Annotated in this window: 13 protein-coding genes; 1 reads left to right on the top strand and 12 read right to left on the bottom strand. The window is 60.1% G+C overall.

Annotated features, from left to right (window positions below):
* Positions 1 to 7: 7 nt before the first annotated feature.
* The 10 genes from BK659_RS07165 to BK659_RS07120 all read right to left on the bottom strand — a co-directional run bounded on the left by BK659_RS07165 (position 8) and on the right by BK659_RS07120 (position 10,951).
* Positions 8 to 2,263 carry an Orn/Lys/Arg family decarboxylase gene (locus tag BK659_RS07165; protein WP_123424395.1) on the bottom strand — a complete coding sequence of 752 codons (2,256 nt, stop codon included), beginning with the start codon at positions 2,261 to 2,263 and terminating at the stop codon, positions 8 to 10.
* A 266-nt stretch (positions 2,264 to 2,529) separates the two neighbouring features.
* Entirely contained in the window at positions 2,530 to 3,288 is a 759-nt protein-coding gene (dnaQ, locus tag BK659_RS07160) for a DNA polymerase III subunit epsilon (protein WP_123424394.1), read from the bottom strand.
* An 87-nt stretch (positions 3,289 to 3,375) separates the two neighbouring features.
* Positions 3,376 to 4,149: a 1,6-dihydroxycyclohexa-2,4-diene-1-carboxylate dehydrogenase gene (locus BK659_RS07155; protein ID WP_123424393.1), complete on the bottom strand. Its 774-nt coding sequence runs from the start codon at positions 4,147 to 4,149 to the stop codon at positions 3,376 to 3,378.
* A gap of 165 nt (positions 4,150 to 4,314) precedes the next feature.
* Entirely contained in the window at positions 4,315 to 5,328 is a 1,014-nt protein-coding gene (benC, locus tag BK659_RS07150) for a benzoate 1,2-dioxygenase electron transfer component BenC (protein WP_123424392.1), read from the bottom strand.
* A gap of 10 nt (positions 5,329 to 5,338) precedes the next feature.
* Positions 5,339 to 5,827 (bottom strand): benzoate 1,2-dioxygenase small subunit, encoded by a 489-nt coding sequence (benB, locus tag BK659_RS07145; protein ID WP_123424391.1) that lies wholly within the window; start codon positions 5,825 to 5,827, stop codon positions 5,339 to 5,341.
* Entirely contained in the window at positions 5,824 to 7,188 is a 1,365-nt protein-coding gene (gene benA, locus BK659_RS07140; protein WP_123424390.1) for a benzoate 1,2-dioxygenase large subunit, read from the bottom strand. The genes benB and benA overlap by 4 nt, the downstream gene beginning before the upstream one ends.
* 219 nt (positions 7,189 to 7,407) lie before the next feature.
* On the bottom strand, positions 7,408 to 8,364 hold the full coding sequence (locus BK659_RS07135; protein WP_123424389.1) for an AraC family transcriptional regulator: 957 nt from the start codon (positions 8,362 to 8,364) through the stop codon (positions 7,408 to 7,410).
* A 156-nt stretch (positions 8,365 to 8,520) separates the two neighbouring features.
* The gene (catA, locus tag BK659_RS07130; RefSeq protein WP_123424388.1) at positions 8,521 to 9,450 is read right to left on the bottom strand and encodes a catechol 1,2-dioxygenase; all 930 of its coding nucleotides are present in this window, start codon (positions 9,448 to 9,450) and stop codon (positions 8,521 to 8,523) included.
* A 51-nt stretch (positions 9,451 to 9,501) separates the two neighbouring features.
* Complete coding sequence (gene catC, locus BK659_RS07125) at positions 9,502 to 9,792, bottom strand: muconolactone Delta-isomerase (RefSeq protein WP_123424387.1); 291 nt, start codon at positions 9,790 to 9,792, stop codon at positions 9,502 to 9,504.
* A 10-nt stretch (positions 9,793 to 9,802) separates the two neighbouring features.
* On the bottom strand, positions 9,803 to 10,951 hold the full coding sequence (locus BK659_RS07120) for a muconate cycloisomerase family protein (protein ID WP_185015291.1): 1,149 nt from the start codon (positions 10,949 to 10,951) through the stop codon (positions 9,803 to 9,805).
* Positions 10,952 to 11,078: 127 nt separating this feature from the next.
* Here BK659_RS07120 and BK659_RS07115 point away from each other — a divergent pair, with 127 nt between their 5' ends.
* The gene (locus tag BK659_RS07115; protein ID WP_123424386.1) at positions 11,079 to 11,969 is read left to right on the top strand and encodes a LysR family transcriptional regulator; all 891 of its coding nucleotides are present in this window, start codon (positions 11,079 to 11,081) and stop codon (positions 11,967 to 11,969) included.
* 99 nt (positions 11,970 to 12,068) lie between these two features.
* Here the strand turns inward: BK659_RS07115 and rnhA are convergent, their stop codons facing one another.
* Positions 12,069 to 12,521 carry a ribonuclease HI gene (gene rnhA / locus BK659_RS07110; protein WP_123424385.1) on the bottom strand — a complete coding sequence of 151 codons (453 nt, stop codon included), beginning with the start codon at positions 12,519 to 12,521 and terminating at the stop codon, positions 12,069 to 12,071.
* Between the two features lie 89 nt (positions 12,522 to 12,610).
* On the bottom strand, positions 12,611 to 13,372 hold the full coding sequence (locus BK659_RS07105) for a class I SAM-dependent methyltransferase (RefSeq protein WP_123424384.1): 762 nt from the start codon (positions 13,370 to 13,372) through the stop codon (positions 12,611 to 12,613).
* Between the last annotated feature and the right edge of the window lie 55 nt (positions 13,373 to 13,427).

Raw genomic sequence — 13,427 nt, 5'->3', positions numbered from 1 at the left:
AAAGTCCTCAAAGCTTGATGCAATCGACGGTATAACACCGCCCATTGCCCTCGTCTTCGTGCTGCAAGCCGTGCACATCGGCGACGAAACCCGGGAAGCTGCTGTCGAACGTGCGGGCGAATGCCAGGTAATCGATGATCGAGCGAGTCGACTCGGTGAAGCGTTCGCCGGGCATGATCAACGGAATCCCTGGCGGGTACGGCACCAGCATCACTGCCGCGATACGCCCCTGCAACTGGTCGATGGACACCGCCTCGACCTCGCCCCGGACCAATTGATCATAGGCATCGGCCGGTTTCATGGCGATCTCTGGAAGCACGGTGTACATGCGTTTGAGATGCTTGGCGGTGGCGTTGCTGCGGTAGCAGGCGTGCAATTGATCGCACAGGTCGCGCAGCCCCATGCCTTGATAACGCGCCACGTCTCGTTGCGCGACACACGGCAGACACGCCGCCAGACTGATGTTGGCGTCGTAGCTGCGTTTGAATTCGAGCAACTCAGTGAGCAAAGTGCTCCATTTGCCCTTGGTGATGCCCATGGAAAACAGCACCAGGAATGAATACAGACCGGTCTTCTCCACCACCAGCCCACGCTCCCAGAGGAACTTGCTGACCACTGCCGCCGGAATTCCCCGCTCGCTCAGTGCGCCACCGGCCGTCAGACCCGGCATCACCAGCGTCACTTTGATCGGGTCCAGCAACACGTAATCCTCGGCGATGTCGCCAAAGCCATGCCAGTCGGCTTCAGGCTGCAACAGCCAGTCCGAGGTCGTCACCTTGTCGATCCCCTCCACCAGCGGCGGCTGCCAGATGGAGAACCACCAGTCATCGGCAGCGATGTGCTGACGCAGGTTGGCCAGCGCCCGGCGAAAGCTCAGCGCCTCATCGAACATTTCCTGCAACAGCGACCGGCCGGCCGGGCCTTCCATCATCGCCGACGCCACATCCAGCGAGGCGATGATGCTGTACTGCGGCGACGTGGAGATGTGCATCATGAACGCTTCATTGAAGCGGTCGCGGTCCAGTTGCCGCGCGCCGCCATCCTGCACGTGAATCATCGACGCCTGACTGAAAGCCGCCAGCAGTTTGTGGGTGGAATGGGTAGTAAACACCAGCGGGCTGTCATCAGTGCGTGAGGTGCCCATGCCATAACGCCCGGCGAAGAACTCGTGAAACGCCGCATAGGCGTACCAGGCTTCGTCGAAGTGCAGGACTTCGACGCTGTTGCCCAGGGTCTGCTTGATCAGCTCGGCGTTGTAGCAGAGGCCGTCGTACGTCGAATTGGTCACCACCGCCAGCTTGACCTTTGGTTCTCGGCCCTTGGTCAGCGGGCTCGCGTCGATCTTGGCCTTGATTGATTCGCGGCTGAATTCGCTCAACGGAATCGGCCCGATGATCCCCAGTTCATTGCGCTCTGGACACAGGTACAACGGGATCGCCCCGGTCATGATGATCGAGTGCAACACCGATTTGTGGCAGTTGCGGTCCACCAGCACCAGATCGTCACGCGCGACCATGGCTTGCCAGACGATCTTGTTGGCGGTCGAGGTGCCATTGATCACGAAAAACGTGTGATCGGCGCCGAAATTACGCGCAGCGCGAGCCTCGGCTTCCGCCAGTGGCCCGGTGTGGTCCAGCAACGAGCCGAGTTCCGGCACCGAGACCGACAGGTCAGAACGCAAGGTGTTCTCACCAAAAAACTGGTGAAACGCCTGCCCTACCGGACTTTTGTGATAAGCCACGCCACCACCGTGCCCTGGGGTGTGCCAGGAATAGTTGGAATCGGCGGTGTGTTGCACCAGGGCCTTGAAAAATGGCGGCAGCAAGCCATCAAGGTAATTACGCGCCGCGCGGGCGACCTGACGCGCCAGAAACGGCACGGTGTCTTCGAACAGATAAAGAATGCCGCGTAACTGGTTCAGTTCGCTCATGGCATCGGCCGGGGCGTTTTCCAGCGTCACTTGCTCGCCCAGGGCGAAAATCGGCAAATTCGGCGCACGGGCACGAGCCACACGAATCAATTCGACCATGTTCTGTAAAAGATGGGTGTTTTCCCCGGCGCCTTCGGCAGCAATCAACATGCATGCGAGGCCGTGGTGGGTCGAGGCGACCAGTCGCCCTTCGGCGTAATCCACCGCCGAAAAGATGCTGAAACCTTCCTGTTCCAATTCCCGGGCGATGCCGCGCACACGATCACCGGCGACCGTGTCAGCCTTGATGTCGCGGTGGACAATAAGGACCGGGAACTTCAAGTCTTTATACATGGGGCTCGGCGTCCTGAGGCGGCAGACCGTGGTCTGCCAATACACTCAGGGTAGAGGGTTGAGGCCCATGTGGCGAGCGAGCATTGCCCAACACCGCGATCCGTAGCAGCTGCCGAACCTGTGAGGCTGCGTTCGGCTGCGAAGCAGTCGCAATAGGTAAACGAGTTCCTGCAGAAAAACTGCGCATTGCTTGTTTGCGAGGACTTCGTCCTCGAACGCAGCCTCACAGGTTCGGCAGCTGCTACGGTAAGCGTGCAACACCTTAATTATTGACTTGCCTTGGCCTCGGCCAGTTGGGTCCACAGTGCCGGAGCACCGGCGGACTTGGCGATGACTTCAAGGCGCGAGGCGTGCTCGGCCAGGTCCGTTTCACTGGCGCGAATGATCCGCGTCGGCTTGCGATCGGCCGGCAGGCGACGAATCTCGCTCGCCTGATTACCCGAACCCTCGCCCGAACCGTTACCGTCAGACGCATTACCCGCCAGCGACAGACTGGTCTGGCCGCCGGTCATGGTCAGGTAGACGTCAGCGAGAATCTCGGAGTCGAGCAAGGCGCCGTGCAGCTCACGACCGGAGTTGTCGACGCCATAACGTTTGCACAAGGCATCGAGGCTGTTGCGCTGCCCTGGGTGACGCTCACGGGCCATCATCAGGGTGTCGAGGATCGAGCAATGCTGGGTGATATCCGCCCGATCCTGCTGGCCCATCAGCGCGAATTCGTTGTTGATGAAGCCAACGTCGAACGCCGCGTTATGGATGATCAGCTGCGCGCCCTTGATGAATTCGAAGAACTCATCGGCCACTTCAGCGAAACGCGGCTTGCCTACCAGAAATTCGTTGGTAATACCGTGGACGCCAATCGCGCCCTCGTCACTTTCCCGGTCTGGCTGCAAATAAACGTGGAAATGCCGGCCCGTCAGGCGTCGACCGATCAACTCGACGCAACCGATCTCGATAATCCGGTGGCCGTCGGTCACCGGCATGCCGGTGGTTTCGGTGTCGAGCACCACCATCCTCTGAGCCATCTTCTTTCAACCCCTCTTCGTGCCGTTTTGCATAAGGCGGCGATGTTAACACAGAGCTTGAAAGTGCTCGCTTCCACAAGGGATAGCTTAACCCTGATCACCGCCGCCGACCGGCATCACCAGACCGGTGATGTAGGCCGCGTCGTCAGAGGCCAGAAACAGGATCGCCCCGACCTGCTCGTCAATGGTGCCATAGCGTTTCATCAGGCTGCTGTCGACGGTTTGATCGACAATCTGTTGATACCAGACCTTCTCCTGCGGGCTCTGCTCGGCGCTGTTGCGCGGAATCCGCCGTGGCGGTGCTTGCGTGCCGCCCGGCGCGGTGGCATTGACCCGCACGCCCCGCTCGGCGGTTTCGAACGCCAGACACGCGGTGAGCGCATTGACCCCGCCCTTGGCCGCACCGTAAGGCACGCGATTGACTCCACGTGTCGCAATGGACGACACGTTGACGATAGCGCCGCTGCCCTGCTCCAGCATGAACGGCAACGCGGCATGGCAGCACCACAGGGTTGGAAACAGCGAACGGCGGACTTCGGCTTCGATCTGTTGCTCTTCGTAGTGTTCGAAAGGCTTGGCCCAGATAGTGCCGCCGACGTTGTTGACCAATATATCCAGACGGCCGAAGCGCTCTATGGCCGCCGTCATCACGCGATTGCACTCGGCGTACTGTTCAAGGTCGGCGGTCAGGGTCAGTACTTCGCTGGTTTGCCCCAGCTGTTCTTGCAGCTCAAACACCAGCTCGGAACGATCAACCAGCACCAGGCGTGCGCCCTCGGCCGCCATCCGCTCGGCAACACGGCGGCCAATCCCTTGGGCCGCGCCGGTAATCAGCGCAACTTTTTCATGGAACCTGTTCATTTCAAATCCTCAATGTCCCTGTCGGCATTCATAACCTGTGGGAGCGAGCTTGCTCCGGGCGGCGTTCCGACGATGACGGCAGTGCATTCAACATTGATGGTGACTGGTCCGCCGCTATCGCGAGCAAGCTCGCTCCCACAAGGTTCGTGTCGCTGCCTGAGTTAATCAGGCAGCGCTCGCAGCGAACTTTTCGTAGTAGAAGTTTGCAGGTTTGATGCCCTGCTCGCGAATGAACTGGCTGACCGCCTCGACCATCGGCGGCGGGCCGCAGAGGTAGACGTCGACATCGCCGTCGTTCAGGTGCTGCCGCTCGATGTGCTGAGTGACGTAGCCCTTGAGCGGGTGCGCGCTTTGCGGGTTGGCCACGCAGGCGCTGAAGCTGAAGTTCGGGATCCGCGCAGCCAAGGCTTGCAGTCGGTCCAGTTCCACCAGGTCAAAATCGTTGGTCACGCCGTAGATCAAGTGCAACGGGTATGCGCTGCCCTGCTCGGCAATTTTTTCCAGCATGGCGGTGAACGGCGCCAAACCCGTGCCGCCGGCCAACAACAGCAACGGACGCTGAATATCGCGCAGATAAAAACTGCCCAACGGCCCGGCCAGGCTCATGTTGTCACCGGCCTTGGCGATGCCGGTGAGAAAGCTGCTCATCAGCCCGCCTGGCACATTGCGGATCAGAAAGCTGACTTCACCGTCGCGTTGCAACGAGCTGAACGAGTAGGCGCGGGTCTGCTCGCTGCCGGGAACGCCAAGGTTGACGTATTGCCCCGGCAGGAACGCCAGTTTGCTCAGTGCTTCGCCTTTGATCGACAGCGCAATCGTGCTGTCCGACAGCTGACGCACTTCACTGATCGCCGCACTGTAGCGGGTTTGTTGGGTACGGCAGACATCCGAGGACGCCGGCACCCGCACCACGCAGTCGCTCTGGGCGCGCATCTGGCAGGTCAGCACAAAGCCCGCTTCGGCCTCCTCGCTGCTGAGAGCGTCTTCGATGTACTCCTCGCCCAGATCGTAACGCCCGGCCTCGGCGAAGCATTTGCAGGTCCCGCAAGCGCCGTCGCGGCAGTCCAGCGGAATGTTGATACCTTGGCGATACGCGGCGTCGGCCACCGTTTCACCGGGGTTGGCGTCGACGAAACGGGTGACGCCGTCTTCAAAATTGAGTGCGATGGAATGAGTCATGACGGCCGCCTCATAGGTGATAGACATCGATGACCTGACGAACGTAGTCGTTCTTCAGGATCACTTTCTTGGCCTTGATCAGCGGGCTGTCGCCACGCACGTCGAGGGTGTAGAAACTGCTGCCGAAATAGCTGTCGACGGTCTTGTAGCGAAAGCTCAGGGTGTGCCAGTTGAAGCGCACCTTGCACAGCCCGTCGGCCTGCTCGAGCAGTTCGATGTTGCTGATGTTGTGCGAGGTCCGGGTGTCCGGCACGCTGGCGCTGGAGCGCTCGGTCTTGATCCGGAAAATACGGTCTTCAAGCCCCGTGCGGTTGCCGTACCAGATCAGCGAGATTTCCCGTTGCGGATCCTCGGTCAGCTCATCGTTATCGTCCCAGGACGGCATCCAGAAGGTTGCGTCGGCGGCGTACAGTTCCAGCCAGTTGTCCCACTCCTTGTCATCGAGGTAGCGCGCTTCGCGGTAGAGAAAATCGCGCACGGCGTCGTAAGTGATGCTCATGACAGTTCCTCCACTTTGATCATTGCCGACTGCTCTTCGCTCAAGGCCTTGAGCATGGTTTCCTGCCAGTACTTGTGTTGCAGCACGAACAGGCCTTCGTCTTCAGTGCGCACACCGCTGAGCAACGGGTGCAGATCGATCTCTTTGGCCGCCTCATCGGCCCCTTCAACCCAGTGCTCGGCGCCACGGGACATGTCGTTCCAGGCGGTGGTGCTGCCCTGGTAGCCCATCTGGCAGGAGCGGAATTCTTCGAGGTCGTCTGGAGTGGCCATGCCGCTGACGTTGAAGAAATCTTCGTACTGACGAATCCGGCTCGAACGTGCGGTGTCGCTTTCGCCTTTGGGGGCGATGCAGTAGATGGTGATTTCGGTGCGGTTGACCGAGATCGGCCGGGCGATGCGGATCTGTGAACTGAACTGATCCATCAGGTACACGTTGGGGTACAGGCACAGGTTGCGCGAGTTCTCGATCATCCAGTCGGCGCGGGCCTGACCGAAATCCTTGGCGAGTTCATCGCGCCGTTCATACAGCGGCCGGTCTTCAGGGTTCGACCAGCGGGTCCAGAGCAGCATGTGCCCCTTGTCGAAGGAGTAGAAACCGCCGCCTTGTTTGGCCCAGGTGCCGGCGCTCATGGTCGGGTTCTCGTCACCGCTTTCGCGCTGCTTGCGCTGGTTCTGGGTAGCGGCGTAGTTCCAGTGCACGGAGCTGACGTGGTAGCCGTCGGCGCCATTTTCGGCGGTGAGTTTCCAGTTGCCTTCGTAGATGTAGCTGCTGGAGCCGCGCAGCACTTCGAGGCCATCGGCGGACTGGTCGACGATCATGTCGATGATCTTTGCCGACTCGCCCAGATGCTCGACCAGCGGCACCACATCGGCCTTGAGGCTGCCGAACAGGAAGCCACGATAGGATTCGAAGCGCGCGACTTTGGTCAGGTCGTGTGAGCCTTCGCAATTGAAGCTCGCCGGATAACCGGCCGACGCCGGATCCTTGACCTTGAGCAGCTTGCCGGAGTTGTTGAAGGTCCAGCCATGGAACGGGCACGTGTAGGAGGATTTATTGCCGGTCTTGTGTCGGCAGAGCATCGCGCCACGGTGGCTACAGGCGTTGATGAAGGCGTTGAGCTCACCGTCCTTGTTGCGCGCAATGAAAATCGACTGGCGGCCCATGGTGGTGGTGTAGAAATCGTTTTTGTTCGGAATCTGGCTCTCGTGGGCGAGGTACAGCCAGTTGCCTTCGAAGATGTGTTGCATCTCGAGATCGAACAACCGCGGGTCGGTAAACATCTCCCGCTTGCAGCGGTAGATGCCCTGGTCTTTGTCTTCTTCAAGCAGGGAGTGAAGGTATTCGGGTCGCAGGGACATGGCCGCCGCCTCCATTGTTTTTATTCAGGCAGGCTCATGCTAGGGCGGGTGATGAAGGGGCAATATCCGCTGGGTGCAGACCTTTATCCGTTTTGTGCAATCATCCCCATGGCCATCCATGTGGGAGCGAGCTTGCTCGCGATGACGGCAGTGCATTCAACATCAATGTTGACTGACCCGTTGCTATCGCGAGCAAGCTCGCTCCCACAGGGTCTTGTATTAGTGGCGGCGCTTTAGGGTGTCCGATGGCAATTCGCCGAACTGTTTGCGATAGCTTTCGGAGAAGCGTCCCAGGTGCAGGAAGCCGTAATCCATGGCCAGCTCGGTCACGTTGCGCACCGTGCAGGTGGGGTCGCTGAGACAGGCGTTGACCCGCTCAAGCTTCTTCTGCCGGATGTAATTCTTCGGTGTGGTCGCCGCATTGCGCTCGAACAACCCATACAGCGAACGCAGGCTCATCTGTGCCTGGCGCGCCAGTTCTTCGCTGCAGATGTCCTGCTTGAGGTTGCGTTCGATGTAGTCGGCGATCAACTCGAAGTTCGCCGACTGCGAGCCGAGGCTGAGGCGCCTGATGTTGGTTTTCATCAGGCTGAGCATCTTGCTCACGACAATTTGCGTGTAGTGCTCCTGAACCCGCGGCATGCGCTCGGTCGCTTCGGCCTCCTGGCAAACCATGCCCAGCAGGTTGACGAAGCCTTCAAGCTCATCCAGTTGGTAGCGATTCTCTAGAAACCGCACACCCTTCCCCGGGTGCAACCAGCGCTGCTCCTGGCACACCGATTCGAGCAGGCTGGTGGGCATTTTCACGATGAATTTTTCACAATCGTCGGAGTACGTCAGGTCCACCGGATCGTCCGGGTTGATCAGCAGCAGCTCACCGGGAGCAAAGTAGTGTTCCTGCCGATGACCGCGCCATAGACAGTTTCCGCGTAGCAGCACTTGCAGGTGATAGATGGTGTCGAGCGCCGGCGAGGTCACCCGCACGCTACCGCCATAGCTGATACGGCACAGGTCGAGGCTGGCAAATTTGCTGTGATTGAGACTGGCCTGAGGGCTGCCGCTTCTGGGTAAACGGATGCAATGGTTGCCCACGTGCTGATTGACGTAGCCCGACACCGCATAGGGGTCGGCCTGCTCAAACACTCTGCTGCGCTCACTTAATAGATGCGCTTGCATAACCGCTCACTCTCATTGTTTTTATCGGCTGCGATGGCGGTGCTTCTGAGCACCCCACCTCAGGCAAATCAGGCCCGGCCATTCTATGCGCGTCACCGCAAAGCGAAAAACCACGAAATAAACGGTTAGTTATCTCGTGGCCTGGACCAGCGCTGATCAGTTCTCCAGTGCACGCACTCGCTCGTGACGATGTTGCTCTTCCGGTTGCGCCGACGACTGCAGGGTGAAATCGAATTCGATCTCGGCAAAACGCCCGCTGATGCCGTGCGCGCGTGCACGCTGCTGGTCGTCGCTGAAGGTGATTTTAGCGATCAGTTCGTCACGGGTGGCGTAGGCGAAATCGTCGTGCAGGTACTTGTCGCCATCCAGGTTGATCTGGGTGGTCAGGTGGCGATGGTCATCCGCCGAGATGAAGAAGTGGATGTGCGCCGGACGCTGGCCATGACGCCCCAGTTGATCCAGCAGTTGCTGGGTCGGACCGTCCGGTGGGCAACCGTAGCCCGACGGCACGATACTGCGAAAACGATAGCGACCTTCGACGTCGGTGACGATCCGCCGACGCAGGTTGAACTCCGACTGGCTGCCATCGAAGTACGAATAAGTGCCGCCGGTATTGGCGTGCCAGACATCCACCACGGCGCCGGCCAGTGGCTTGCCTTCGGTGTTCTTGACCTGGCCCTGCATGAACAGCACCACGCCCGGATCAACGCCGTCGTCCAGCCGCGCTTCGCCGTTGGACAACGGTGCGCCGGCGACATACAGCGGGCCTTCGATGGTGCGTGGGGTGCCACCGGTTTTACCGGCCTGCGCGTCTTCGGCATCCATCAGCAGGTCCAGGTAGTGTTCCAGCCCCAAGCCGGCAACCAGCAGACCCGCTTCTTGGCGCGCGCCCAGTTCGTTCAGGTAGTTGACGGCTTTCCAGAACTCTTCCGGGGTCACTTCAAGGTCTTCGATGATGTTCACCGAATCGCGCAGGATGCGGTAGATCAGCGCTTTGGCGCGCGGGTTGCCACCGTCGTTGAGCAGACCGCTGGCCTCTTCGAGGAACTTCTGGGCGCTGGCAGTGTGGGAAATCTTGGCGTTCATGATTAATCCTCATCTTGTATTTATTAGAGTACAGAACTGGCAAACAACGGCTCAGCGATCATCCTCATGAATAGAGGAAGGATGCCTGCACATCGCGTTCACTTCGATAGCCATGTAGGGGTAAAGCGGCAATTGCATCAGCAGGTCGTGCAGTTCCTGCACGCTGTCGACGTCGAACACGCTGTAATTGGCGTAGAGCCCGGCGATACGCCACAGATGGCGCCACTTGCCCTGCTGTTGCAGGCGCTGGGCCAGGTTTTTTTCGTCGAACTTGAGCTGAGCGGCGCGCTCTGGATCCATGTCGACCGGCAGGTTCACGGTCATCTTTACGTGGAACAACATGCTGTTCTCCTCAGACGGAATGAATGGCGGTGGAGGTTTTGTCGCGGCGGAAAAACGCCAGACGCTCTTCGTCCAGGCTCAGGCCAAGGCCAGGCGCCTGCGAAACGTGCAAGTGGAAGTCGCGGTAAACCGGCGGCTCGCTGAGGATGTCTTCGGTCAGCAACAGCGGGCCGAACAGCTCGGTGTCCCAACTCAGCTCGTTCAGCGTGAGGAAGGCGTGGGCCGAGGCCAGCGTGCCGATCCCGCCTTCAAGCATGGTGCCGCCGTACAGGCCGATGCCTGCCGCTTCGGCAATCGCCGCGGTCCGCAACACAGCGCGGGGGCCGCCATTTTTGGCGATCTTCAGCGCGAACACCGAAGCCGCGCCTTCCCGCGCCAGGTTGAACGCATCTTCCACGCACTCAATCGACTCGTCCGCCATGATCGGTGCCGGGCTCATCGCATTGAGACGCACCATGCCGGCACGGTTGTTGCGCGAGATCGGCTGTTCGATCAGGTCGATACCATTACCACCGAGAATCCGGCAGGCTCGCAGCGCCACCGCTTCATCCCAGGCCTGGTTGACGTCGACGCGCACGCTGGCACGGTCGCCCAGGGCTTTTTTGATCGCAATGACGTGAGCCAGGTCGCGGTCGACTTCGCCGGCCCCGATCTTCAACTTGAAGATCCGGTGACGGCGCAGGTCGAGCATCTGCTCGGCTTCGGCGATGTCCTTGGCGGTATCGCCGCTGGCCAGCGTCCAGGCCACTGGCAACGAGTCACGTACGCGGCCACCGAGCAATTCGCTGATCGGCAGCCCGAGGCGCTTGCCGTGGGCGTCGAGCAAGGCCGTTTCGATACCGGATTTGGCGAAGGTGTTGCCGCGAATGCTGCGCTCCAGGCGCAACATCGCCGCGTTGATGTTGCAAGCATCCTGCCCCAGCAACAGTGGCGCAAAGTGCTTGTCGATGTTGGTCTTGATGCTGTCCGGGCTTTCATTGCCGTAGGCCAGGCCACCGATGGTGGTCGATTCGCCGATGCCTTCGATCCCGTCTTTGCTGCGCACCCGGATGATTACCAGCGTCTGATTCTGCATGGTGTGCATCGCCAGCTTGTGCGGGCGGATGGTCGGTAGATCGACGATGATCGTCTCGATCGATTCAATGGCAGAAGAAAGCATGTCGATACCCGTCAGGTTCTTGAAGTTCTGTGACGGATTCTCGTACGGCTTTTTTCAGGGTTCCAATATAGAATTGGTCTGGATCAATACCTTAAAGGTATTCACCATCCTCGACTGTGGAGGGCTCATGGAGCTGCGTCATCTGCGTTACTTTCAGGTGCTGGGTCAAACCCTGAATTTCACCCGCGCCGCCGAACGCCTGCACATCGCTCAGCCACCGTTGAGCCGGCAAATTCAGCAACTGGAAGATGAACTCGGGGTGGTGTTGCTGGAGCGCGGCAGGCCCTTGCGCCTGACCGAAGCCGGGCGGTTTTTCCTTGAGCACTCCAGTGCCCTGCTCGAACAGCTGAACAAAGTCTGCGACAACACCCGACGCATCGGCCTGGGCGAAAAGACCTGGCTGGGTATCGGTTTCGCCCCTTCGACCCTGTATGGCGTGTTGCCGGAACTGATTCGCCGCCTGCGCAGCAATGAACCGCTGGAACTGGAATTGGGTCTCTCGGAAATGACCACGCTGCAACAGGTGCAAGCGCTCAAGGCCGGACGTATCGACGTCGGCTTCGGGCGAATCCGCATCGACGACCCGGCGATCATCCAGACCGTATTGAACGAGGACCGACTGGTCGCGGCCCTGCCCGCTGGCCATCCATTGTTGGCCGGCCCCATCAGCCTCACCGAGTTGGCCGATGAACCGTTTGTGCTCTACCCCGGCAATCCCCGCCCCAGCTACGCCGACCATGTGATCGCGCTGTTCGAGTCCTACGGTGTGAGCATCAAGGTCGCGCAATGGACCAACGAGCTGCAAACCGCCATCGGCCTGGTGGGCGCCGGTATCGGCGTCACGCTGGTGCCGGCCTCGGTGCAGTTGCTGCATCGCGACGACATCGGTTTTACCCCGGTGCTGGAAACCAATGCGACGTCGCCGATCATCCTGAGTCGACGCGTTGGCGATGTGTCACCGGGGTTGAGTCATTGCCTGAAAATGATCGAGGAGTTGCGATTGCGCGATCCGAAATGACCGCCTTTTGAATCAAAAGATCGCAGCCTTCGGGGGAATGCATCCCCCGTAGGAGCTGCCGAAGGTTCGGGCCGCGTTCGGACGATCTTTTAAGGCAGGTCAGTCCTGCTTGTAACCCCGGACGTCGTCGACGCCACGATTGGCCAACTGGTCGGCGCGTTCGTTGCCGGGATGCCCGATGTGGCCGCGCACCCACTTCCAGGTGACGTTGTGGCGATTGACCTGTTCGTCGAGCAGTTTCCACAGATCAGCGTTTTTCACCGGCTCTTTCGCCGCTGTTTTCCAGCCGCGTTTCTTCCAGTTGTCCATCCACTCATTGATGCCTTTCATCACGTATTGCGAGTCGGTGACCAGCAGTACGTCGCAGGAACGCTTGAGTTCTTCGAGGCCGCGAATCGCGCCCATCAGTTCCATGCGGTTGTTGGTGGTATTGGCTTCGCCGCCCCAAAGTTCCTTTTCAACGCCCTTGCACACCAGCAGTGCGCCCCAGCCGCCTGGGCCGGGGTTGCCCTTGCAGGCGCCATCGGTGAAGAGTTCTACGCTATCGCTCATGCCAACCTATCCAGAAAATGTCTGTGGCCTGCCGATCAATGACCGACAACGCCCGAGGCCGGGCTAGCCCGGCCGGGAAAATAAATAGTTTATTGCGGCTTGCTGTCGCGTCGATTGACCTTGGCCATCGGCAACGGAATCAGTTTGCCCATCGGCTCTCGGCGCACCTGGCGGACCGGTCGCAAGCCAACGACGATCTTGCGCGCCACCAACAAATAGAAGCCGCCACCGGACAGCTGCCAGTCACCGGCCTTGCGCTCCCAACCCGCCAGGCGGGCTTGCCATGCCGGGGACGCAAGCGGCGGACGATAGCACCCGAAGCGGCGTTTCTCCAGCGCAAACCCCAGCAGGTTGAGCCAGTCAGCGACCCGCGACGGCGAAATGCAGCGCGCCTTGCGCATGGCGTCATTGGCAAACACATGGCGCAGCCCCCAGCTGCTCCAGGGGTTGATACCGACGATCAACAGGTGCCCGCCAGGACGCACCGCGCTGGCGGCTTCACGCAGCAGGCCATGAGGCGACAGGCAGAAATCCAGCCCGTGCTGCATCACCACCACGTCGGCAGCGTGCTCACTGATCGGCCACGCCTGTTCTTCGCAAACAATCTCGACGCCCGGCAGCGGTGCCCCGAGGCGTACGTTACGTTGTACTTGCGGTGCCGAGGGTGGCGTTTCGGCCGAAGGACCGTAATGCACCAGGTAACCGCCAAAGAAGCGCCCCAACTCGTCTTCGAGCATCCGGCGCTCTTCATCCAGCAAAAATTGCCCGACAGGACCTGACAGCCACTCGCGGGCGGCGCCGATCAATGCCAGCCAGTCAGGATCAGCCTGAGCGAACGCTTTATCGGTCATTGCATTCTCCAACTCGCCTAGAAGCTCTAAGATGCACCAATGTTTTCCGCTTGGC

Source organism: Pseudomonas brassicacearum (assembly GCF_003732225.1).
GTDB lineage: Bacteria > Pseudomonadota > Gammaproteobacteria > Pseudomonadales > Pseudomonadaceae > Aquipseudomonas > Aquipseudomonas brassicacearum_E.
The sequence above is the reverse complement of the archived record's forward strand: the minus strand, read 5'-3'. Positions and strand labels throughout refer to the sequence as shown.